The 23,376-nt window shown below is 52.7% G+C and carries 16 protein-coding genes, 1 tRNA gene and 1 pseudogene; 8 read left to right on the top strand and 10 right to left on the bottom strand.

Annotation, left to right across the window (positions count from 1 at the left end):
* The first annotated feature begins 124 nt into the window (after positions 1-124).
* On the top strand, positions 125-2,614 hold the full coding sequence (locus tag DV520_RS01165; RefSeq protein WP_117141503.1) for an efflux RND transporter permease subunit: 2,490 nt from the start codon (positions 125-127) through the stop codon (positions 2,612-2,614).
* Positions 2,598-6,044, top strand: a complete 3,447-nt coding sequence (locus DV520_RS01160; protein ID WP_117141502.1) for a GLUG motif-containing protein — start codon at positions 2,598-2,600, stop codon at positions 6,042-6,044. Before DV520_RS01165 ends, DV520_RS01160 begins: the two co-directional genes overlap by 17 nt.
* A gap of 293 nt (positions 6,045-6,337) precedes the next feature.
* Here the strand turns inward: DV520_RS01160 and DV520_RS01155 are convergent, their stop codons facing one another.
* The 9 genes and pseudogenes from DV520_RS01155 to DV520_RS01115 all read right to left on the bottom strand — a co-directional run bounded on the left by DV520_RS01155 (position 6,338) and on the right by DV520_RS01115 (position 14,914).
* Entirely contained in the window at positions 6,338-8,422 is a 2,085-nt protein-coding gene (locus DV520_RS01155; protein ID WP_117141501.1) for a heavy metal translocating P-type ATPase, read from the bottom strand.
* 78 nt (positions 8,423-8,500) lie between these two features.
* Positions 8,501-8,779 carry a DUF6110 family protein gene (locus tag DV520_RS01150; protein ID WP_021919547.1) on the bottom strand — a complete coding sequence of 93 codons (279 nt, stop codon included), beginning with the start codon at positions 8,777-8,779 and terminating at the stop codon, positions 8,501-8,503.
* Positions 8,780-8,974: 195 nt separating this feature from the next.
* Positions 8,975-9,718 carry a helix-turn-helix domain-containing protein gene (locus DV520_RS01145; RefSeq protein WP_165850004.1) on the bottom strand — a complete coding sequence of 248 codons (744 nt, stop codon included), beginning with the start codon at positions 9,716-9,718 and terminating at the stop codon, positions 8,975-8,977.
* A 418-nt stretch (positions 9,719-10,136) separates the two neighbouring features.
* Positions 10,137-10,445 (bottom strand): DUF4491 family protein, encoded by a 309-nt coding sequence (locus DV520_RS01140; protein ID WP_242984614.1) that lies wholly within the window; start codon positions 10,443-10,445, stop codon positions 10,137-10,139.
* A gap of 194 nt (positions 10,446-10,639) precedes the next feature.
* The gene (locus DV520_RS01135; protein ID WP_117141499.1) at positions 10,640-11,071 is read right to left on the bottom strand and encodes an RNHCP domain-containing protein; all 432 of its coding nucleotides are present in this window, start codon (positions 11,069-11,071) and stop codon (positions 10,640-10,642) included.
* A 32-nt stretch (positions 11,072-11,103) separates the two neighbouring features.
* A complete protein-coding gene (locus DV520_RS01130) occupies positions 11,104-11,535 on the bottom strand; it encodes a MarR family winged helix-turn-helix transcriptional regulator (RefSeq protein WP_117141498.1) in 432 nt (143 codons plus the stop codon).
* 293 nt (positions 11,536-11,828) lie between these two features.
* Positions 11,829-12,746, bottom strand: a pseudogene (gene guaA, locus DV520_RS01125) (glutamine-hydrolyzing GMP synthase); the annotation flags it as partial.
* Between the two features lie 174 nt (positions 12,747-12,920).
* Complete coding sequence (locus tag DV520_RS01120; RefSeq protein ID WP_021919541.1) at positions 12,921-14,201, bottom strand: sensor histidine kinase; 1,281 nt, start codon at positions 14,199-14,201, stop codon at positions 12,921-12,923.
* Between the two features lie 2 nt (positions 14,202-14,203).
* Positions 14,204-14,914, bottom strand: coding sequence for a LytR/AlgR family response regulator transcription factor (locus tag DV520_RS01115; protein ID WP_117141497.1), 711 nt, complete (start codon positions 14,912-14,914; stop codon positions 14,204-14,206).
* 307 nt (positions 14,915-15,221) lie between these two features.
* Between DV520_RS01115 and DV520_RS01110 the strand changes: the two genes are divergently transcribed.
* Together DV520_RS01110 and DV520_RS01105 are read left to right on the top strand one after the other, a co-directional pair.
* A complete protein-coding gene (locus DV520_RS01110) occupies positions 15,222-15,965 on the top strand; it encodes an ABC transporter ATP-binding protein (protein ID WP_021919539.1) in 744 nt (247 codons plus the stop codon).
* Between the two features lie 5 nt (positions 15,966-15,970).
* Positions 15,971-18,118: an ABC transporter permease gene (locus DV520_RS01105; RefSeq protein ID WP_117141495.1), complete on the top strand. Its 2,148-nt coding sequence runs from the start codon at positions 15,971-15,973 to the stop codon at positions 18,116-18,118.
* A 72-nt stretch (positions 18,119-18,190) separates the two neighbouring features.
* Here the strand turns inward: DV520_RS01105 and DV520_RS01100 are convergent.
* Positions 18,191-18,282: transfer RNA gene (locus DV520_RS01100), tRNA-Ser, on the bottom strand.
* 237 nt (positions 18,283-18,519) lie between these two features.
* Here DV520_RS01100 and vanR point away from each other — a divergent pair.
* From vanR to DV520_RS01080, 4 genes are all read left to right on the top strand, one after another.
* Positions 18,520-19,215 carry a VanR-ABDEGLN family response regulator transcription factor gene (vanR, locus tag DV520_RS01095; protein WP_021920585.1) on the top strand — a complete coding sequence of 232 codons (696 nt, stop codon included), beginning with the start codon at positions 18,520-18,522 and terminating at the stop codon, positions 19,213-19,215.
* Complete coding sequence (locus DV520_RS01090; RefSeq protein WP_242984613.1) at positions 19,208-20,335, top strand: sensor histidine kinase; 1,128 nt, start codon at positions 19,208-19,210, stop codon at positions 20,333-20,335. The genes vanR and DV520_RS01090 overlap by 8 nt, the downstream gene beginning before the upstream one ends.
* Before the next feature lie 159 nt (positions 20,336-20,494).
* Positions 20,495-20,797 (top strand): metal-sensing transcriptional repressor, encoded by a 303-nt coding sequence (locus DV520_RS01085; RefSeq protein WP_117141493.1) that lies wholly within the window; start codon positions 20,495-20,497, stop codon positions 20,795-20,797.
* Between the two features lie 59 nt (positions 20,798-20,856).
* Entirely contained in the window at positions 20,857-23,376 is a 2,520-nt protein-coding gene (locus DV520_RS01080) for a heavy metal translocating P-type ATPase (protein ID WP_117141492.1), read from the top strand.

The raw sequence follows: 23,376 nt of genomic DNA, 5'->3' as shown, positions 1-23,376 counted from the left end.
CTGGCAAGAGGCTCGAACAAATGGTGCAAAATATTGCTCTCAAACGTAGTTCAGACACGGTGTTCCAACTGGAAATAACGCCGCATGTTTTCTTTCCCCATCCAAAAGGGCAGGAGGTGGCCCCATGCACAAGCAGCCCGACAAACCATCCTTTTTCGAAAAACTGGCCACTGCCATCGTGGACAGACGAAATCTCATCTTTTTCCTCTACCTCTGCGCCTTGATCTTCTCTCTGTTCTCCCAGGGATGGGTCAAGGTCTGCAATGACTTGACACAATACTTGCCGGAAAACACCGAAACCCGCCAAGGGCTTACCATTATGGAAGATGAATTCATCACCTACGGCACAGCCCGGATCATGTTGTCCAACGTGACCTACGATATGGCAGCGAACCTGGCAGCCGAACTTGCGTCCATTGACGGCGTAACCTCCGTCTCCTTTGGCAACGGGACAGAGCAGGACACCCCAGAAGAGATTGCAGAATATTTCAAAGGCTCGGACGCCCTCCTCTCCGTTACCTTTGACGGAGAGGAGACCGATCCCATCAGTCTGTCCGCTATGGAGGAGATCAAGCAGAGGCTGGCGCCTTATGATGCCTCCATTGACAGCACCGTTGGAGATTCCCAGGCAGAAACCCTGGACCAGGAAATGCAGGTGATCTTTGCTGTGAGCGTGGTCATCATTGTTTTGGTCCTGGGGCTGACCTCCCACTCCTTTGCAGAGGTTCCCGTCCTCTTGCTTACCTTCGGCGCCGCGGCTCTGCTGAACATGGGAACCAATTTTTTGCTGGGGGAGATTTCCTTTGTCTCTGACTCTGTGACAGTGGTTCTCCAGCTGGCATTGGCCATTGACTACGCGATTATTCTGCTTCATCGATTTTTAGAGGCCCGTCAGCATACACTGGATGACCGAAGTGCCTGTATCACGGCACTCAGTGCCGCCATTCCCGCTATTTTTTCCAGCAGTCTCACAACCATTTCCGGCTTGGCCGCCATGATGTTTATGCAGTTTCGTATTGGCTTCGATATGGGACTGATCCTCATCAAAGCCATTTGTTTCAGTCTTCTTTCCGTCTTTACACTGATGCCGGGCCTTTTGATTCTTTTCTCCAAGGCAATGGAGAAAACCCAGCACAGAAATTTTGTCCCCTCCATAGAACGCTGGGGGCGCTTTGCGGTAAAAGCCCGCTATGTCAGCATCCCGATCTTTGTCGTCTGCTTAATCCTGGGATTTTGGATGTCAAATCAGTGTCCTTACGTCTACGGGTATAGTCAGCTGACAACCAGCCGGCAGAGTGAAAGTCAAATTGCCCAAGAAAAGGTTCGAGAGACCTTTGGCACCCAGAATATCGCCGCCCTCCTGGTGCCAAAAGGGGATTACGACAGCGAGAAAGCCCTGCTGAACCGCCTGGAACAATATGATCAAATTGACTATGCCATGGGGCTGTCCAATATCGAAGCCATGGACGGCTACACCTTAACCGATGCCCTGACCCCCCGGCAGTTCGCGGAGATGACCGATTTGGATTATGAGGTTGTCTGTCTCCTCTACACCGCCTATGCAGCGCAAAACGAGAACTACGGCCAAATTGTCGGTGGAATTGACGACTATACCGTTCCCTTAATGGACCTGTTTCTCTTTGCTTACGATCAGGAGGAAGCCGGATACTTCTCCTTGGAGGAAGACGCCACGGAAGAGCTCAACGACATGTACCAGCAGCTCACCGACGCCCGCGACCAAATGCTGGGAACGCACTACACAAGGATGCTCCTCCAGCTGAATCTGCCGGAGGAAGGGGAGGAGACCTTCCAATTCTTGCAGACCATTCACCAGGAAGCAGAGCAGTATTATGACAGCGACCAGATCTATTTAGTAGGAGACTCCACCAGCGATTATGACTTGTCAGTCTCTTTCTCCCGGGACAATGTGATGATCTCTGTGTTGTCGGTGGTTTTTGTGATTTTGGTCCTGCTGTTTACTTTCCAATCGGTGGGCCTGCCTGTGCTGCTCATTCTGATCATCCAGGGCAGCATTTTGTTTAACTTCTCCTTCCCAGGACTGACGCAAAGCCCAATTTTCTTTTTAAGTTACCTCATCGTCACCTCCATCCAAATGGGGGCCAACATCGACTATGCCATTGTCATCTCCAGCTGGTACAAGGAACTAAAAACCGCCATGCCGCCTAAGAAAGCCATTGTCAAAGCATTGGAGCTTTCATTTCCCACGGTATTGACTTCTGGCTCAATCTTAGCTTCTGCAGGTTTCCTTATTGGGAAACTCTCCACGGAAGGTACCATTGTGGGCATCGGCGAGTGCCTGAGCCGAGGCACCTTGATCTCTATGTTCCTGGTCATGTTTGTGCTACCTCAGATCTTGCTGTTGGGAGACACCATTGTGGAGAAAACCAGTTTTCGCGTCAACATGCCGGAGGCAAAACATCGGACCAGCGGCACCATCTACGTAAACGGACGCGTTCGGGGACGAATCTCCGGCATCGTGGACGCCAACATCCAAGGGGTAATCCACGGCGACGTTTCCGCGCTTATGGGAACCGGGTCCTACCAGGAAGCGCCGCCATCAGAGGAGGAGAACGACCATGAAACGAATCCATAACAGGCTGGCTATCCTGCTGATCTTTGCCCTGCTCCTCTCTTTGGCCGCCCCTGTGGGGGCGGCCGGCAGCCGGATTACCATCCGTACCCCAGAGGATTTGGTGGAACTCTCCCGCCGTTGTTCTTTAGACAGCTGGTCCCGGGGGAAAACAGTCGTTTTATCTGCGGACCTTGATCTCTCTGATGTGGAATTCTCTTCCATCCCCACCTTTGGCGGCACATTCGATGGGCAGGGATACACCATCTCCGGGCTTACCATAACAGGCAGCGGCAACGTGCGGGGACTGTTTCGTTACCTGCAGTCCGGCGGAGTGGTGCAGAATGTGTCCCTGGAAGTGACCATAGAACCCACAGACCTCCAGGATTCCCTGGGTGGGCTGGTTGGCAACAACTGCGGCAGTGTACGAAACTGCACTGTCACGGGAAGTATTCAGGGTGAAACCAATATTGGGGGAATCATCGGCGTCAACGAATCCAGTGGAAAGATCATCAACAGCACTTTTTCCGGCTCCGTCACAGGAGAACACTATGTGGGCGGCATTGCGGGGCAAAACCTGGGCAGCATACTGCAATGTGTCAATCAAGGGAAGATCAATACCGTCGCAGTGGAGGGAGAGGCCGACCTGGAAGATTTGGATAGCAGGCCCTTAAACTCCACGGAAAATCTCCCTGCCTGCACGGACATCGGCGGAATCACAGGTTTCTCCACCGGTGTTTTGCAAAGCTGTAAGAACACAGGTCCTGTTGGCTATGAGCATGTGGGATACAACGTCGGTGGAATCGCCGGACGGCAGTCCGGTTACCTAAACGGCTGCACCAACCAAGGCGTCATTCTGGGCCGCAAGGATGTCGGCGGGATTGCGGGACAGCTGGAGCCTGAAATCTTTCTGCGGTATGGCGAAGACCTCTTAAATCAGCTTTGGAGCGAACTGGGTACCTTGGGCGACCAGGTTGATCACCTTCTCTCTGACCTGAACAGCACCAACACCTCCACCACAGCACAGCTGCAAATGCTTTCTTCCCACGCAGGCACAGCTCAGGATGCCGCCGGAGAGTTGATGGATGCGGCCAAAGATTGGGCCAACGGGAACCTCAGCACCGTGAATGATCTCTCCGCCCGGATTTCCTGGAGTCTGCAGCAGCTGGAGCCGATTCTGGAAACCCTGCGTCCTCTGCCGGAGGAACTGACCGACGCAGTAGACGCTTTAGAAGAAGGGCTTGATCAGGCAGAACAAGCTGGTGACCTGGCCAGCGACGCTGGGCAATCGCTGCGCACGGCGCTACAGGAGGCCTTGCGTGCCGCTGATCACATGAACGAGGGACTGGAACACATCCGCGCCAGCCAAGATGCTCTCAAATCGGCCTTAGGTGACCCCAATGAGATCAAATTGGCGTTGGAACAAATGGCCAAAGGCATCGGTCAATTGGGCGATGGCACCGTGGCATTTTCCGAGGCCATGGAACATCTCCGGGATGGCTGGGCAGCTCTGCCTGATGTATCTTCCATTGACGCATTCCTCCAGGCCTTCGAAGACCTTTCCACAGCCGGCACCAGCACCGCCAACGGCCTGAAAAATATTCAGAAGGCCTTTATCCGTCTGAAAGACACGATTACAGCCAATGGAGACCCCACAGAGGCCTTGAAAACCGCGCTGCAAGAACTTGAAAAAGCCGCAGCGTCATTCCAGTCTGGGGCAGATCAACTGCAAACCGCTGGAAAGCACCTTTTATCCGCCTTGGATACGTTAGAGGATGCCGGGATTTATCTGGATGGGGTGGTAGACGCCTTCCGAGACGCCGGAGACGCCTTCAACAACGCCTTCTCTCGATTGGGAGAAGGTGCCGATGCATTCCATGAGATGGTGAAAACCCTGGCGGAGGAACCTTCCATCCAGTTCACCCCCATAGGCAGCGATATGACAGCCCGGGGAGACGCGCTGGACGCCGCCCTGTCTGATTTACTTGGCAGTGCTGACGATCTCGGTGATCTTCTCTCCCAATCCTCGGATACGATCTTAGGGGATCTCAGCGCCGTCAGCCAGCAGCTGCAATCCATCACAGACCTGCTCCGACAGGAAACCTCCCTGAAAAAAAGCGGGGAAGGGGACCGGATCGAGGACATCTCCGATCAGGTAGACGGTCGGAGTCAACGAACCGGCTGCCTGTCCGACGCTCGGAATGAGGGCGTGGTAAAAGGCGATGTCAACGTAGCCGGAATTGCCGGCTCCATGGCCATTGAATACGATTTTGACCCTGAAGATGATTTGGTCGAAGTGGGGGACCGTTCTTTGGACGTTCGCTACCAAACCAAGGCCGTTATCCTATCCTGTATCAATTTGGGAGAAGTAACCGGAAAAAAGGATGACGCAGGGGGAATTGTCGGCCGAATGGACCTGGGGCAAGTTTCCCACTGTGAGAACTACGGTTCTGTCAGCAGCGCAGATGGCAGCTATGTAGGAGGCATCGCTGGTGCGTCTTGGGGAAGCATCCGGGACAGTTGGGCTCGCTGCACGCTTTCAGGAGACCACTATGTGGGGGGGATCGCCGGTTATGGCTCCACCTTGAAAAACTGTCACACACTCATCACCCTCCAAGAGGGGAGCGCCTATGTGGGCACCGTAGCTGGATCCGTTGATCCAGAGGGCACTGTCACAGGCAATACCTTTACCCAGGAAGCTCTGGGGGCCATTGACGGAATCAGCTATGCCGGTCAAGCTGAGCCAGTAACGTTTGGTGCACTCTGCGCCGCCGGCGCACCAGAGACCTTTGCTCAGTTGGAGTTAACTTTCCGGGCCGATGGAAAAGAAGTCGCCGTGGTGCCCTTCCAATATGGCAAAGGGATTGCACGTCTGCCAGAAATTCCCGCCAAGAAAGGGTATTCCGCGGCCTGGCCTGATTTGGATTACTCCCACCTGACCGCCAGCCAGACCTTGGAGGCAATCTACACCCCGTACACTTCCTCCTTAACCGACGGTGGTGACCTGCCTGATATTTTGGTAGACGGCAGCTTCAGCGCCCAGGCAAAGGTCTCCCATACGACTAAGGAAACTGCATGGACCGATTCCAAAGGAGAAAGCCACCAGGGCACCGCTTATACCGTCACAGTGAAGGACCCCGTTTTAGACGCCGTCTCCTACACCGTTCACTGCCGGCTTCCAGAGGCCAATGGACGGTACGCCGTTTGGGTCCAAACGGGGGAGAACTGGCAGCGGCAGGACAGCGAGAAAGACGGCAGCTATCTTCTTTTCCCCTCCACAGAGGAAACCATCACCTTTTGCTTGGTAGAGGAGGGGAATTCTCTGGTCAAATACCTTCTGACCTTCACCGTTCTGGCCGCCGGCCTTTTTATTCTGTTCTGGCGAAGAAGGATGCAAAAGAAAAAAGAACACGCACAGCAGCCCCCAGCCAGCAGCCTTGAGTCAAAGGAATAAAACCTCCCCCAAAACGCCGCAGTCCCCGGAGACATCTGTTTCCGGGGACTGCGGCAAATGTGTCGTGTGTGGAGGTGTTATTCGTCATAGCAGGATTCCGCCGTTGCTCTCCAAGCAAGGAAACCCCGCCATTTGTTAGCAAAAGCTAATTCTTTGTCTGTCATGGTATCATAAAAAACCGACATTTGCAACGATTATTTTCTGTTGTTCCATTTTTCCGCAGATGTGCCCAGCAGACTGCCTATACAGTTGCTGGGCACATTTTGCTCCATCCTTTTTTGACCTTTTACAAATTATGAATCGTGGTCCAACAAATTGGTCATGCTCCGCAGGCTTACGCCCAGAGTAGAAAGATTGTGCAGCATGGCAGAGGTGGCCGGTGCCAAAACGCCTGCGGTTCCCAGGCCAATCAAGCTTCCGTTAAAACCAATCACAAAACGGTAATTGGACTGGATTCGCTTCATCAGCGCCATGGAAATTCTGCGCAGCGTAACCAGTTCCTCCAGGTTATCCGCAGAGATCGTGATATCCGCGATTTCCCGGGCAATGGCCGCACCATCACTGATGGCAATTCCCACATCGGCCGCAGAGAGGGCAGGGGAGTCGTTGATCCCATCTCCCAGCATAACCACCACACGGCCCTGGGCCTGCTGCTCCGCAACATAGTTTGCTTTGTCCTCTGGCAGAACCTCAGAGCGATAGTCATCTACCCCCACCTGCGCCGCAATCGCGGCCGCAGTGCGTTCACTGTCGCCAGTGAGCATGACCGTTTTCCGAATTCCCAAAGCGCGAAGGGTATCAATCACTTCTTTTGCCTCAGGCCGCAGAGGGTCTGAAATGCAGATGACCGCAGCAAGGACCCCAGCAATGGCCAAATACAAATGGGTATACTGATCCGGCAGTGCATCAAACTTCTCCTGCTCCTCCGGCGGCACTGTGCAGCCCTCATCCTCAAACACAAAATGTGCGCTGCCAATGATAACACGCTCTGGTCCCACGGTACTGGCAATGCCGTGAGCCACCAAATAATCCACTTGAGAATGCATCTCCTCGTGGGAAAGGCCTCTGTCCCGGGCTGCCTGTACCACCGCATTGGCCATGGAGTGGGGGAAGTGTTCCTCCAAACAGGCCGCCAGGCGAAGCATGTCTGTCTCACTCCTCCCACCAAAGGGAATCACTTCCACCACCGTGGGGCAGGCTCGGGTCAGGGTACCGGTTTTGTCAAAGACAATGGTGTCCGCATGGGCCATTGCCTCCAGGTACTTTCCGCCTTTTACCGTCACATGTCTTCCGCTGGCCTCCCGCATAGCAGAAAGCACCGCCAACGGCATGGCCAGTTTCAGCGCACAGGAAAAATCCACCATGAGAACGGAAAGCGCCCGGGTAACATTTCGTGTCAGCAGATACGCCAAGCCGCTTCCCAGCAAAGTATAGGGTACCAGTGTATCCGCCAAATGGGAAGCTTTGTTCTCCGCGGCAGATTTGAGTTTCTCCGACTGCTCAATCATAGAGACAATTTTGTCATACCGGCTGCTGCCGTTCTGCTGGGACACCTGTATGATACACTCGCCTTCTTCCACCACAGTGCCGGCGTAGACCATCGTGTTCGGCCCCTTGGGAACCGGAACGGATTCGCCGGTGAGCGAGGCCTGGTTAACCATGACCTCCCCTTGGACAATCATGCCATCCACCGGAATCAGGCCGCCCATCCGCACAGAGATGGCATCCCCGGGCTGGATCTGGTTGAGAGGAACCAAGACCTCCCCCTCCTGTGTATGAAGCCAGACACGATCCACATTCAGTGACATGCACCGTGCCAAATCATCCACAGATTTTTTATGGGTCCATTCCTCCAGCAGTTCGCCCAGGCTCAACAGGAACATCACAGAGCCCGCCGTGGAGAAATCCCGGCGAGCCATAGAAATTCCAATGGACAAACCATCCAGCAATTCAACCCGAAGTTTTCCCTGCAACAGGCACCGAACGCCTCGGACCAGGTAGGGGATGGATTTGAGAACCGTATACGCCGCCGCCAGGGGAGGCGGGAGGAAACATTTCCGTATAACCTTAAAGACGACCTTGCCGACGAGCTTTTCCTCATAAGCCCGGTTCAAAGCCCGTCCGCTATGCGCAGGCGCCAGTTTGGCAATCTCTGGTGTGTCGTAAGAAAACCGGCTCAGAAAAGTCAGCAGGGCGGATCGTTCTCCGCAATACTGAATCACCGCGCAGCACGTCCGTTCATGTACCGCCGCCTGCCGAATGGCGGGGCTGTGATTCAGATAGGCTTCCAATAGGTCCGCTTGCTCCAAGGTCATCCGTTTTTGCATCACTTGAATGCGGACCCGTCCACGGGACTCGTGAACGATCTTAAATTTCATAGTAAGACCTCCAAAGGGAAACAGAGAGGGCTCCCGCCCCCTCTGTCTGCGTCATATCTGCCGTTCTTTGAGATGTACTCAGGCCTCCGGTGCTGCCTGAGTCTCCTCTGCGGCATCCTCCACAATCTCTTCCCGGGCGGCTCTTTCCTGGTTGATATCCTTTGCACTGGCCAGGATGTCAGCCGCATTCTCCTGTACTGTGGTGACAGTCCCCATCACACAGTCCTTCATCCGCAGCGCAGCCGCCGTGGTGTGGGTATAAACCTTCTTCGCGTCTTTGCTGGACAGCAACTTAATGCCCGCAGACCCAAACAACACGCCGCCGGCAAACAAAGCTAAACTCTTATAATAATTCATTTGGAACCTCCCGTGCGTTACTTATGTTTGTACCCAGTGAGCATCACCATGATCATACAGAACACAGCACTCCATGCCCAAAAACGATGTTTTTTCAATGGGACACCTCCTCAAAGCAAAACACTTTGTTTAACTCGCATATTGTAACGTGTTTCCAAGAGAAAAGCACACGGATTCCGTCAGAATTGAATGGATTCAGACATTTCTTTTGATAATTTGCCTGCGATATTGCGCGGGAGGAAGCTGATAGTGCCGCTTAAAAATTTGTGAAAATTGGCTGGCACTCTCATATCCTACGGCGACTGCGATCTGCAGCACCGTTTGGTTGGTGGTACGGAGCAGCTCGGACGCCTTATCCATCCGACGCATCTGAAGAAATTTCCGGGTAGACTGCCCATACATCTGCCGAAATCCTTCCTTCAAAAAGGTTCCTGAAATATGAAACCGCCGGGCTAATCCCTCAATGGTCAGAGGCTGGCCCAAATTCGCCAGCATATAATCGTGCGCCTGCCGAATCGCTTCAATCTGGTCTCGGTCCCAATACCGCCGGCCACGATGCCCCATCGGAGAAAGCCCCTTTCCGCACAGGAGATAGAGAAGCTCCACACCTTTGAGTACACAGTACTCTCCCCGTTTGTCCGTGGGAAGATCCGTCAGCTGAGAAAAAAATGCGCTGTTCCAAAGCCCACTGGGGAACAAAAGCCATCCTCCGTGGGCCTGTAAGCAGACATCGACCTGTTCCGCCTGCAAACGGGTCCCAGGGACCGGCCAGAACTTGGTCAAGGCGCAAAGAGCCTCTTCTCCGTCCAGAGTCATTCGAATGCCGCAGGAGCAGGGGGCTGCCGACTGAATGCGCTGAATACAAGCGCCCGCAGAGAGAAGCAAAATATCGTGCGGATTCAAGTCAATGACCTGACCATGATCCAGATAAAATTGCATCCCGCCAGTCTGACAGAAAAGAAACGCGCAAGGAGACAGCAGAGATTCCGAAAACCAGGACGCTTCTTGCCCCCCCTCAAATTGACAAACCTGGAGGCCCGGCAGAGCAAAAGACCACTGAATATGAACATCCCGCGCCGAAAGGCTTCCTTGATCTGCCATGGAACTTCCTCCTCCTGCTTTCTATTAGCGAAGACTAACATTCAACCAATAAAAAAGCCCATCTATAAGATGAACCAGCCAAAAATTAGCGACAGCTAACGATATCACATTTTTTGCTAAATTGCAAGCAAAATCAGAAAAATTCTGCAAATTTTTCTTTGTATTTCACCCCTTTATTCCGAAAACCAGGCCCGCACAGCACATGCGTACGCTGCAGACCTGGTTTGCATTGCGGCATAGGAAGCGTTCTCTCCTGTTATTTGGTGCAGTCCATAGGCTCTTTTCGGTTTGGATTCTTGGGAAACCATCCCTTCTCTACCCGCTGCGCCTGTTCCTGCAGTTCCCGGATACTCCATAGACAGGAAACACCAGCCAGCCCTAAAATCATAGACAGCATCCCCTCTGTAAACAGGGCAGCCAGCAAAAAACCGATTCCAGCCGCTAAAAACAACGGCCAGATTCTGTGGGAAAAGTAATATTCACACTTGATGACAATGGGATGAAATACTCCAATCATCACCAAAGCAACAATTCCCACTACCACGCCTTCCATATTGACCTGCATCAAATCACCTCAATTTTATTTTATCATAGAAGTCTGGAAAGGAAAATAGAAAAATCTTCTTCAGGAGATCTTCGTTTCATCAAATTGAAACTGGAAAGGATCATATAGATAATATATCATTACAGAGCAATCCCTGTCGAAGCGGTCAACGGTGGCCCCGACAAGGATTGCTATGCGTAAAATACTATTCGGTTTTATCCGTAGGATAGCTGTCCATCTCCACCCATAAGGGTGGTCATTTCCTCAATCTTTTCCAATGGAAAGGGTGGTTGGGAGAGAGGTTTCATCGCAATAGACATTAACTTCATGGGATTGTCATCTGCCGCTACACGATTTGAACTTAGGTGGCCACATCTCCTGCAACGATGGATGAGCGCCCACTCGCCATTCTTTCTGACCCAAACGCCCACAGGTTCCATAATCCCTCCGCAGTCTGCCTCTCGATCTCCGGGCTCAATATCCAAATGCAAACTGCTAAGACAGTTTGGACAATGATTGCGGTGGTTACTGCCTGCTCCGGTAGGTACAACCAGTCTGCCGCATACCTTACAGGTAAAGCTGTCACTACACCCATGTGTTTTATAGTATCCTTTTTCAAACTGTTTTCGTTTATTTTCTCTGTTCATAGCTGCTCCTTAATGAGTGGCAGCAGACACGATTACAAATCTTCACGCAGATGTTTTTTCAATGCGTCGCGGTATGTTTGCGTCAACAGAATATACTTCTCCTGCTCCTCGGCTGTCCACTCATTCCATATCTTATCTTCGATTTGAAATAACGGGAGAATTTTTTCGGTGGAAAAGTTGCTCCCTTTTTTGGTCAAACAAACCATGGTGTTTCGGCCTTCTCCCTGCTTCAGATAGGCGATCCCATCTCGTTCTAACTTGCGGATTGCCGAATTGATTGTTTGACGACTGATTCCTGTCAATCTGAATATGTCACGTTGGAGGCATTGTCCCTCTTTTTCGCAAAGCACATACAGGATATTCAAAACAGTATCAGAAATGCCTATTTTTACGGCTGCCTCATGATACAAAGACGTAATTTCTGCAGACAAATAGGCATACATTCTTGCTTTTTCGTAAACCATCACGGCCTCCTTAATATCCGATTTCATATATAATATATCCGTTTTCGGATATAATGTCAATAGAGTTTTTCGAATATTGTCCACATCATCTATCTTGAGGTTATTCTTTGCTATATTTTTAATGAATACGATAAAAACTGCCCTGCTGATTTGCGTTCAGCAGGGCAGCTTTTCTTACTTCTCATGTCCGCACCGAGTGGACGAGAATCGCACCAGCCCAGTATCAAAGATCTCATGGATGCATGGATGGACAAAAGAAACTGTATTCATATAGGTTTGCGCCGTCTCAAGCGTCATTCCCACTCAATGGTTCCACTGGGCTTCGGGGTAAGGTCAAAGAGAACCCGGTTTACCCCTTTCACCTCTGAGGTAATCCGTGCGGTAATCTCCTGCAGCAGGGGGAAGGGGACATCCTCCACTGTGGCCGTCATGGCATCCACGGTATTGACTGCCCGGAGAATCACCGGCCAGTCAAAGGTTCTGGCATTGTCCCGCACACCGGTGGACTTGAAATCCGGCACCACGGTAAAATACTGCCAAACCTTGCCCTCCAGTCCATGCTTGGCAAACTCCTCCCGAAGAATCGCGTCGGATTCCCGCACCGCCTCCAGCCGGTCACGGGTAATGGCACCCAGGCAGCGAACGCCCAGGCCGGGACCGGGGAAGGGCTGACGGAACACCATGCTGTCCGGCAGACCCAACGCTTTTCCCACCACGCGGACTTCATCTTTGAAGAGGAACTTGACCGGTTCCACCAACGCAAACTGAAGGTCCTCCGGCAGGCCGCCCACGTTATGGTGGGCCTTGACTGGGCCGCTTTCCAGAATGTCAGGGTAAATGGTTCCCTGGGCCAGGAACTCAATGCCCTCCAGTTTCCGGGCTTCCTCCTCAAACACACGAATAAACTCCGCGCCAATGATCTTCCGCTTGGTCTCCGGGTCTGCTACACCGGCCAGCTTGTCCAGGAAACGGTCCACTGCATCCACATAAACCAAATTGGCGTCCATCTGATTCCGGAATACTTCCACCACCTGCTCGGGTTCTCCCTTCCGCAGAAGGCCATGGTTGACATGGACGCAAGTGAGCTGCTTTCCCACCGCCTTAATCAGCAAGGCCGCCACCACAGAAGAATCCACGCCGCCAGACAGTGCCAGCAGGACCTTTTTATCTCCCACCTGTGCCCGGACAGCTGCCACCTGCTCGGCAATGAATTGTTCCGCCAGGGCAGGGGTTGTAATCCGTTCCATCGACTCGGGACGCTTATGATCTGCCATATTCAGTTCCTCCCTCTATGTGATCCAATGAATTGCAATGTTTTGACGGATTATTATAGCATAAATTCTATGGAAAAGGGTAGTCATTTCTCAAAAAAAATACAAATTTGTTTATAAAGGCAGACAGACCACCAGTTCAAACCGGCCATTGGCCGCCACCACCTCGAAAGAGCCTCCATACCGTTTCGCAATCTCCCGCATACCCAAAAGGCCAAAACCATGGGCAGTTTTGTCTTTCTTCGTGGTGGAGAGATCCGGCTTTTCATCCCCAGCCAGTGCATTGTCCACCTGGAGCATAAACAGGCCTTTTTCCGCCCGACAGCGAACCCGGACCGTCTTGTCTGTACTTTTCTCCGCCGCCTCCATGGCATTGTCCAGGGCATTGCCCAAAAGGGCACACAAATCCATCTCTGCAATCAAAAGGTTTCGAGGCAGGGAAATCTGAAACTCCCCCTGTATCCCTCGCTGGCGCATCTCCTTTGCCTTGGCCGTCAGGACCACATTGGCTGTCTCATTGTCACTGAAGGGCTTTCCTCCTCCAAGGGAGGAGGAATCGGTGATCTGCTCCAGATAACCGATGGCTTTTTCTGTTTCTCCCGACTCCAGCAGACCCCGGAGCACAGTCATGTGATTTCTCAGGTCATGACGGAGGGTTCTCACTTGAACCTGTTCTCTCTGGATGCCTTGGTAATAGACCTCCCGCAAGCCGGCCAAATGGACTTCCTGCTCCAGTTTTTCATGGTTGGCCAGGGTTAAAATGACAAACAAAAGAATCAGCGCCGTCACACCAGTGAAGGGGAGAACCACCATCCCCTGGTTCATGGCCATGGAGTTGGCCACCATCGAGTCCCACTTGCGATAGGTCAGCAAAACCACTGCCATCAACGCGCACAAGGGCATGAAGGACAAGCCCAGAATGAGCTTCCATAACCGGCGGGAGAGGGAGATCACCCCCACCGGCATCCGCCGCCGGATCAGAAGATAGAGGAGGGCAAAAAACAACGGACGCATCAAGCGGCATAGAAAATCGCTGGTATCAATGGTAAACAGGTCAAAAAGGGCAATGTACGTGTCCAGGATGGCACAGACCGACATAATGATACAGAAGAAAATGATGGTAACTGCCAGCCGTCCCATCCAGTCTCCTTGGGTGCTGAGCATGGAAAAAAAGACGAAGAGAGGGAACACATAGAGCAGATTAGGATCTCCAACCCAGATCACCATGCCTGTGGAGATACCAAACGTCAGGAAAAGGATGGCCTTTCCCCATCCTAACGACCGAACCGTTAAGAATCGCCGGGCCGTTCCATAGAGAGCCAATCCGCTGCATACCAGTGTGACGCCATAGGTGAGACAAATCAATGCTTGTTGGGGCAATGTCAGGCCGTCCATAGTCACTCCTCCAGCGAGGCCCGGGTGAGGGCAATCATCGCAGCCTGTTGACAGGACCGGCTGATGGGCAGTGTCTGCCCACCCACTAAGACTTGGCTGCCCGAGATCTGCTGTACCGCCTGTGTCCGCACCAGATACCGCTGATGAATTCGTACAAAGGAATCCTTCAGTTCTTCTTCCACCTGATCCAGCTTTCCATAAAATGTATAGTGTTTTTCCGTTGTCACACAGGTTACCTGCCGCCGGTCCGATGTAAAATATAGAATCTTCTTCCGGGGAATTCGATAGGTCACATCGCCGCGGCGGCAGAGATAGACCTCCTCTTCCTCTCGGAGCAGCGCCGCAGCGGCCCGGGACAAAACTTCCTTCAGCTGATCCTCCCGCACAGGTTTGAGAAGATAGCCCAAAGCCCCCACCGTGTATCCCTCAAAGACATGCTCTGTATAGCCTGTGACAAACACCAACGGGAGACTTTCCTCTATCTGACGCAGACGCCGGGCGGTCTCCATCCCGTCCAGCTGCCCCATTTCCATATCCAAAAAAATCAGATTCAGCTCTCCGGGATGGTTCTCCACCCAGCGCAGCAGCCCTTCTCCCGAGGAAAATTCCAGGACTCGGTCCATGTCTCTATGTGGCTCTAAAACCCGTTCCAACCTTGCCCTCAGGTGCAAACGAGCCTCCTGACTGTCATCGCAAATCCCAACGCAGAACAAAGATCGTTTCTCCCTTCCTCTTGAGTATCCTACGAATGCACCATCGTGTGGTACAATCTAACCTCTTTGATTGTACCACACAGGGCGGCTTCCGCCAAATAGAACTTGACAGAAGCCGCCCCAAGTTTGACAGAAAACCCGCCAAACTTGACATCCCGTCTTCTGCGCCTGCCAAACTTAGCATCCATCAGGCCGAATATGACTGGGGCAGTTGCTGTCAGAAACTCCATCGGTTATGGTGGAGACAGAAAGAAGGGGAGAACAGCTCATTTCTCCCTTCACCATCAGAGAAAGGAAGGAATCGTCAATGCTGACTGTACACAATCTTCACAAATCCTACCAAGTGGGAAAAACTACCTATGAAGTTCTCAAGGGTGTCTCCCTGGAGGTGGGAAAAGGGGAGTTTGTGGCCGTAATGGGACCGTCTGGCTCCGGAAAGACCACACTGCTCAACTGCATCTCCTGCTACATCCCTGCAGACAGCGGAGAAATCACCTTGGGCAATCGCCAGCTGGCCAAGCTGGATGAAACCGCCCTGGCCTCTGTTCGAAACAAACAGCTTGGGTTTGTCTTTCAGGATTTTTTGCTGTTAGATGGCTTAACCGTCCAGCAAAACATTCTTCTCCCTGCCATCATTGGCGGAACTGCTGGTCCCGCCATGGAGCAGCGCGCTGACCAGCTGTGCCAGGTGTTCGGCATCTCCGCCATTCGGGAGAAATACCCGGCAGAGATCTCCGGCGGTGAAAAGCAGCGCACCGCCGTGGCCCGTGCCCTCATCAATAACCCTCTGCTCATTTTGGCAGACGAACCCACGGGAAATTTAGACTCCAAGTCCAGCCGGGCGGTGATCTCCTCCTTTGAACAGGCAAAACAATCCCTGGAAGCCACCATCTTCATGGTGACCCACGACTCTTTCGCCGCCTCCTTCTGCGACCGTGTCATTATTCTGCAGGACGGTGTAGTCTGGCGGGTCCTGGAAAAGGGGACCCTGGCCCGTACCACATTTCAGGATCAGCTTCTGGATGCGATCCGTGAGATGGGAAGGGAGTGAAACCCATGAGACACTTTTCAGAAGTTTATCGCCATCTCCGGCGGAAAAATTGGCGGCAGTACGCTCTGCTGGCCGGATGTACCTTTTTTTCCGTTCTTCTTATCACAGCTTACGCCTGCATGATGCGCTCTCCCACTGTCCTCACCATTCTGCCGGAGGGAGGGGACTCCCGAAAGCAGGTAATGATGGTCTTTGTTCTGGCCGTTTTGGGCTGCGCGGTTTTTACCACGTATGCCTCCGGTCTGTTTTTCCGTCAAAAGTCCCGGGAAATTGGCACCTTTCTGGCCCTGGGTGCCACCCGGCACCAGTTGAAAACGGAACTGAGCAAGGAATTGGCCCTTCTCTCTCTGGGCTCCTGCGCCGCTGGTGCCCTGTTGGGTGTTCCGCTGTCCTGGGGCATCTGGCAAATCTTCCGTACCATGATTGTGGATACCGAGGAAATGGTTCTGCGTTTTGACGCGCAAGCCTACCTCTTTGCACTGGCCTTTTCCGTCTTCGTCATCCTCATGCTGTTTCTGATGGGCTGGCGCTCTATTCGTCGCACCAATATCATTGATATTGTCCAGGAATCCCATAAATCGGAACCCATCCGCGCTGTCCCACGGTGGTATGGTCCTGTTGGCGTCCTCCTCATTGCATTGGGAGGCTTCCTGGGGTACTTCATGCCCAGCTTTTTCGTCAAAGTTCTCCACTGGTATGCCCCCTCCGTGGTGGATGCACTGTTCTACCTGCCTGCACTGATCGGCCTGTACATTCTTCTGCTCCACACCGTGGTCAATGGATGGGGCGGCAAGAAAAAACAGTATCGGGACCTGATTTCCACCAGCATGATGAAATTTCAGGGGCGGCAAACAGTGCGGAACATGCTGGTGATGACCGTCCTGCTGGCAGGTGCTTACTTCGCCAGCTTCTATGCTCCGATGATGCTCTCCAGCTCTGGAACCAGTGTTGCCAGCCGTCCCTACGATTATCTGTACCATTACCGCTGTGATCAGGATATGATTGGACAAAACGACGTGGCACAGCTGGCTCAGAAACACAACGTGGACATCACAACCTGGGTGACGGCTACCGGCTCTATCTTGGGCACGGATGGTATGGAACATATTGAAACCGAATCCTCCATCGGAGTCACTTATACAGAGGAGTACCGAGAACTGCTCCAAAGTGCCACCTTCCTGCCTGAGCGTGCCTACAACGCGATCACTGGTCAAAAGATCGACCTTGCTCCCGGCACTTGTGCCAATGTTCTCGATGACGACGGCGGCAGCAGTTACCTGAGCGGTGGTGATGTCACCCATCTGACCAATATGGTGACGGGAAAAACCCTTGACGTTACGCCGGCAGAACCTCTGTCATACACCATGCTGCTGGGGTGCTACGTATTGGATGACAGGGATTATGAGGCCATTTCTGCCGGCTTGACCGGCCAGTGGCAGGAGGACTATGTCCTTTTCAATGTCACGGATGTAGAAGCCAGCTTCCCCTTTGCCAAGGCGCTTTTTTATGACATCGTGGACCACTCCGGACCGGAAGTGGAAGTCTTTGACGCTTGGGACCCTGTGGCCCGCCAAATTGCCATTGAGGAGACAGGATCGTATTTCTGCGACCCGGAATCTTTGGAAGAAAGCGGCACTTCTTCCATCGACTATGACAAACCCGACAGCACAGAATTCCGCACAAGCTGGAAATACATGCCTCAGTTCAAAATTCTGGATGAGACGGAACTGGTAAAAACCATGGCAGTTTTCCTCATGCTCTTTATTTTCATCGCCATTGTCTGCTTCGCCGCAGTCATCGTCATCTCTTTCACCCGCTGCATGACCATCGGTATGACCAATGCCCGGGTCTACGATGATCTGCGCCATTTAGGGGCGCCGCGGTCGTACCTATACCGCTCGGTGAAAGGGCAGGTGAGCCGGGTCTTCCGAGTCCCCATTCTGGTGGGAACCATCCTGATCTACGCGTTCTATACCCTTATCATGTACTCCAACGGAGAGCCCATGGGCATCACGCCCAGTGAGGCTTCCGGCATGATCACCTGCTTGGGTGTGATCGCCGTGGTTTCTCTCCTTCTCTATCTTGTCTACCGCCTCACCTTGAAAAAGGTCTGCTCAGTTACCATCGATTCCAAAACAGCTTTTCCCCATTAAAAGGAACTCCACCGGCTTCGGCCGGTGGAGTTCCTTTTCATAAAAAACAGCCCTCCACACTGGAGAGCTGTTTGGCGGAGCGGGTGGGATTCGAACCCACGTGCCGGAGTTACCGGCAAACTGATTTCGAGTCAGCCCCGTTATGACCACTTCGATACCGCTCCTTATGAAGAGTGTTTCCACTCGTTTTGAAAATTACCATAATATTATACATGCAAATATCTGGTTCGTCAATGGGAATCTTTTTGGGGATGCAATCAAATTACATTCCGTGAGAAACGCTTCCAAAATGTCATAAATTTGTATGATATTTGGAACGATTCCTTAAGAATTTTATGATAAAATAACAATGTCTAAAATCCGTTTTCCCTTTGAAACCCCATATAGAAAGAGTTGTTATCATGGAGCAAACTATTCTTGTTGTAGACGATGAACGGGAAATTGCCGATCTGGTGGAAGTCTATCTGAAAAACGAAGGCTTTCCCGTTCTGAAAGCATACACCGCTGCCGAAGCCTTGGAGATCATCGCCCAAAAAGAGCTTAGTTTAGCCATCTTGGATGTGATGCTACCGGACATGGATGGATTTACCCTCTGCCAAAAAATTCGAGAGTCCCATTTGTATCCCATTCTGATGCTCAGCGCCAAGGTGGAAGACATGGACAAAATCATGGGCCTCACGCTGGGTGCAGATGATTATATTACTAAACCATTCAGCCCCTTGGAACTGGTGGCCAGGGTAAAGACCCAGTTGCGCCGGTACACACGCTATAACACCGCAGACCCCAGAGAGCAGGAGCGGAATGAACACGACTTCCGCGGCCTGTTCATCTGTCAGGATAGCCACCAGTGTACCCTCAACGGAGAAGACCTCACCCTCACCCCCATTGAGTTTAACATTCTCTGGTATCTCTGTGAGCACCGTGGGAAAGTCGTCTCCTCGGAAGAGTTGTTTGAAGCAGTCTGGAAAGAAAAATACATGGATGGAAACAATACGGTCATGGCACACATCGCCCGCTTGCGGGAGAAAATGAAGGAGCCCAGCCGGAAACCAAAGTTCATCAAAACCGTTTGGGGGGTGGGGTATACCATTGAGTAAGCGTCGACTCCTATGGCCGCCCCGCCGGAAACGCCATAACCAGATCTCCCAACAAATTCTGATCCGGTATGTATTCAGTGTCCTCGGGATGATTGGGGGGCTGGTACTGCTGTTTTTCCTGGGATGGGTGTTTTGCCGTCTTTTCATTTGGCAGCCCCATGAGCCCCTGTACCGCCTTCTCAAAGCCTTGGAGGACACCGCCATGTTCTGGGGAAGCGGCGTGGTTCTTCTGGGTGTCTTTCTTCTCACTTACCGTTCCATCTCCAAACCCTTGGACTACTTGGATGAAGTCATTGAAGCAGCCGAAGAACTGGCTCACCCCGCAGACACTCCGATCCGGCTTTCGCCTCCTCTGGAGAGTATTCAGGATGAGTTGAACATCGTCCGGGAAGGTGCCCTGCGCAGTGCCATGTACGCCAAAGAGGCAGAGCAGAGAAAAAACGATCTGATCGTCTATCTCGCCCACGATCTGAAGACCCCTCTTACCAGCGTCATCGGCTATCTCTCCCTTCTTCGGGATGAGCCGCAGATCTCCCCGGAAATGCGCGCCAAATACACCGGGATCGCCTTGGAAAAAGCGGAACGGCTGGAGGCACTGATCAATGAATTTTTCGAAATTACTCGCTTTAACCTAACGCAGCTCTCTCTGCGCCTGGAAGAAGTAAATCTCACCCGGCTATTGGAGCAGGTGACCTTCGAGTTTCAGCCCATCTTGGCTGAAAAGGGCCTTTCCCTGTCCCTTCAATTCACGCCCGATGTTATCTTAGCCTGTGATCCAGAAAAATTAGAACGTGTTTTCGATAACCTTTTACGTAACGCCGTCAATTACAGCAATCCAAACACCCCTATTGGCGTCACCATGCTTAAAGAGAAGGACGCCGTCATCGTCTCTGTGGAAAACCAAGGCCGTACCATTCCTCAGGACAAATTGGATCAAATCTTTGAACAGTTTTTTCGGTTGGATTCCTCTCGTTCCAGTTCTTCCGGCGGCGCTGGCTTGGGGCTTGCCATTGCCAAGGAGATCGTAGAACGGCACAACGGCATCATCCGTGCCCAAAGCGCCAAAGAACGGATTACCTTTACCGTAACCCTTCCATTGACTCAGCCAAGAAGTTCCTAATCTGGCACAAGGGTTTTGCAAACAGGATCAGGAAAAAACAGAGCGGAGAACGTGCCGCTCTGTTTTCTCATGGAAAGGAGCAAAAAACCGTTGACAAATACCCCCAAGGGGTATATTATCAAAATACCCCTTGGGGGTATTTACAAGGAGGTACTGCAGATGGAAGATAAAACTTGCTGCTGCCATAAGACCAAGGAACGCACGGAAGAGGAAGTCAAAAAGCTTCTCAATCGCCTCAGCCGGATCGAAGGACAAATTCGGGGCATCCGGGGAATGGTAGAAAAAAACGCCTATTGTACGGACATCTTGGTACAGTCAGCGGCAGTCTCCGCCGCCATGAACGCCTTTAACCGGGACCTTCTGGCCAATCACATCCGCACCTGTGTAGTGACAGACATTCGGGATGGCAAAGAGGATGTCATTGATGAGCTGGTGCTCACCCTGCAAAAACTGATGAAATAAGTGCCCCCCTCCAGGGAAATCCTAATTTTGACCGCACAAACCAGAAAGGGGTCGACGCGATGGAACAATTCAATGTAACCGGCATGAGCTGCGCCGCCTGCAGCGCCCGGGTAGAAAAAGCGGTATCCAAAGTACCTGGCGTGACGGCCTGTTCCGTCAGCCTTTTAACCAACTCCATGGGGGTGGAAGGCACTGCTTCTCCCCAGGATATTATCCACGCGGTAGAAAACGCTGGATACGGTGCCTCCGAGAAGGGCAGCGCAGCTGCCAGCGCAAATCATACTGCTGAGACAGAAGACGCCCTCGCAGACCATGACACACCCGTGCTGAAACGGCGTCTCATCTGGTCCCTTGTTTTCTTGGTCATCCTCATGTATTTCTCCATGGGACACATGATGTGGGGATGGCCAGTCCCCGCCTTTTATCACGGAAACCACATCGCCATGGGCTTGACCCAGCTGCTGCTAACCGCAGTGGTCATGGTCATCAACCAGAAGTTTTTCATCAGCGGGTACAAGAGCCTTTGGCATCGGGCTCCCAACATGGACACACTGGTTGCCTTGGGCGCCACCGCCGCCTTTGTTTACAGCACCTATGCGCTCTTCGCCATGACCGCTGCGCAGGCAGCTGGCGACATGGCCGCTGTTGCGGATTACATGATGGAGTTCTATTTTGAATCCGCGGCCATGATTCTGACGCTGATCACTGTGGGAAAAATGCTGGAAGCCCGTTCCAAAGGACGGACCACAGACGCACTCAAGGGGCTCATGAAGCTGGCCCCCAAAACTGCCACCCTTCTACGGGACGGCACAGAGATCACTGTCCCCATCGAGCAAGTCAAAAAGGACGACGTCTTTGTGGTCCGGCCAGGGGAGAACATCCCCGTAGATGGTGTCGTCATAGAGGGCAGCAGCGCAGTCAACGAATCTGCCCTTACCGGGGAAAGCATTCCTGTGGATAAAACAACCGGTGATTTGGTCTCCGCCGCCACGCTCAACCAATCAGGATTTTTGACCTGCCAGGCAACTCGGGTGGGGGAGGACACCACACTTTCTCAAATCATTCAAATGGTCAGTGATGCTGCGGCCACCAAGGCGCCCATTGCCAAGATTGCGGATAAAGTCTCTGGCATCTTTGTCCCGGCAGTCATCACCATTGCCGTTTTTACCACCATTGTCTGGCTGCTTTTGGGGCAGGAAATCGGTTTTGCTCTGGCCCGCGGAATCTCTGTGCTGGTGATCTCCTGCCCTTGTGCTCTGGGCCTTGCCACCCCTGTGGCCATTATGGTGGGCAACGGAATGGGCGCCAAGCACGGAATTCTTTTTAAGAACGCTATATCCTTGGAAAACGCCGGAAAAACGCAGATTGTCGTTCTGGATAAAACCGGCACCATCACCTCGGGAGAGCCCAAGGTCACAGATCTGATCCCAGCTCCCGGTGTCCAAGAAGAGGAACTTCTGCGCCTGGCATTTGCCTTGGAGCAAAAGAGCGAACATCCCTTGGCCCGGGCCATTCTCCACCGGGCAGAAGAACGAAACCTGTCCCCTGAACCTGTCTCGGATTTCCAGGTGCTTCCCGGCAATGGCCTCACCGCTACCTGGCAGGGCACGCTCCTTCAGGGTGGGAACTATACCTTTATCAGCCGCCAGTCCCAAGTCCCGGAATCTATGCGGATACAGGGGGAGACCCTGGCACAAGCTGGAAAAACCCCCTTATTTTTTGCCCAAGATGGTCACCTGACCGGCATCATCGCCGTGGCGGATGTCATCAAAGAGGACAGCCCCCAGGCCATTCAAGAATTACAGTCCATGGGGATTCAAGTCGTGATGCTGACAGGAGACAATGCACGCACAGCGCAAGCCATCGGAAAAGAGGCTGGCGTCAATCACGTAATCGCCGGCGTCCTGCCCGATGGGAAAGAGCGTGTCATCCGGCAGCTGAAAGAGCAGGGGAAGGTCACTATGGTGGGGGACGGTATCAACGATGCTCCCGCGCTCACCCGGGCGGACATTGGGATCGCCATTGGCGCGGGGACCGACGTGGCCATTGACGCGGCTGACGTTGTCCTCATGAAAAGCCGCCTGCGTGATGTTCCCGCCGCCATCCGGCTCAGCCGGGCCACCCTTCGGAACATTCACCAGAATCTGTTCTGGGCCTTTCTTTACAATACCATCGGCATCCCCTTGGCCGCCGGCGTTTTTATTCCCCTTGGTTTGACGCTGAACCCCATGTTCGGAGCAGCCGCCATGAGTTTGTCCAGTTTCTGTGTTGTCACCAATGCTCTGCGTCTGAATCTTTTCCGCATGCACGACGGGAGCAAGGATAAAAAGATCAAATCCATTTCAATCACTGTAAAGGAGCAACGTACCATGGAAAAAACAATGAAGATCGAAGGCATGATGTGCACCCACTGTGAAGCCCGCGTGAAGAAGGCACTGGAAGCACTGGATGCCGTGGAACAGGCCAAGGTCAGCCATGAGGCAGGAACTGCCGTGGTGACACTTTCTGAGGATGTAACAGATGATGTTCTGAAAAACGCAGTGGAAGCCCAAGACTACCCTGTAACCTTCATTCAATAA

This window comes from Evtepia gabavorous (assembly GCF_003425665.1).
Classification (GTDB): Bacteria; Bacillota; Clostridia; order Oscillospirales; family Oscillospiraceae; genus Evtepia; species Evtepia gabavorous.
Note: the sequence above shows the minus strand (reverse complement) of the source record. Positions and strands in the feature narration are given on the sequence as shown.

Coding starts and splice junctions, on each gene's coding strand:
- DV520_RS01145 (WP_165850004.1), bottom strand. CDS start 9,718: ATGCAATTTTATCTGGATCATGGTCAGGTCATTGACTTGAATCCGCAC.
- DV520_RS01150 (WP_021919547.1), bottom strand. CDS start 8,779: ATGAATTATTATAAGAGTTTAGCTTTGTTTGCCGGCGGCGTGTTGTTT.
- DV520_RS01110 (WP_021919539.1), top strand. CDS start 15,222: ATGCTGACTGTACACAATCTTCACAAATCCTACCAAGTGGGAAAAACT.
- DV520_RS01135 (WP_117141499.1), bottom strand. CDS start 11,071: ATGAACAGAGAAAATAAACGAAAACAGTTTGAAAAAGGATACTATAAA.
- DV520_RS01130 (WP_117141498.1), bottom strand. CDS start 11,535: ATGGTTTACGAAAAAGCAAGAATGTATGCCTATTTGTCTGCAGAAATT.
- DV520_RS01105 (WP_117141495.1), top strand. CDS start 15,971: ATGAGACACTTTTCAGAAGTTTATCGCCATCTCCGGCGGAAAAATTGG.
- DV520_RS01085 (WP_117141493.1), top strand. CDS start 20,495: ATGGAAGATAAAACTTGCTGCTGCCATAAGACCAAGGAACGCACGGAA.
- DV520_RS01160 (WP_117141502.1), top strand. CDS start 2,598: ATGAAACGAATCCATAACAGGCTGGCTATCCTGCTGATCTTTGCCCTG.
- DV520_RS01140 (WP_242984614.1), bottom strand. CDS start 10,445: ATGCAGGTCAATATGGAAGGCGTGGTAGTGGGAATTGTTGCTTTGGTG.
- DV520_RS01155 (WP_117141501.1), bottom strand. CDS start 8,422: ATGAAATTTAAGATCGTTCACGAGTCCCGTGGACGGGTCCGCATTCAA.
- DV520_RS01080 (WP_117141492.1), top strand. CDS start 20,857: ATGGAACAATTCAATGTAACCGGCATGAGCTGCGCCGCCTGCAGCGCC.
- DV520_RS01165 (WP_117141503.1), top strand. CDS start 125: ATGCACAAGCAGCCCGACAAACCATCCTTTTTCGAAAAACTGGCCACT.
- DV520_RS01120 (WP_021919541.1), bottom strand. CDS start 14,201: ATGGACGGCCTGACATTGCCCCAACAAGCATTGATTTGTCTCACCTAT.
- vanR (WP_021920585.1), top strand. CDS start 18,520: ATGGAGCAAACTATTCTTGTTGTAGACGATGAACGGGAAATTGCCGAT.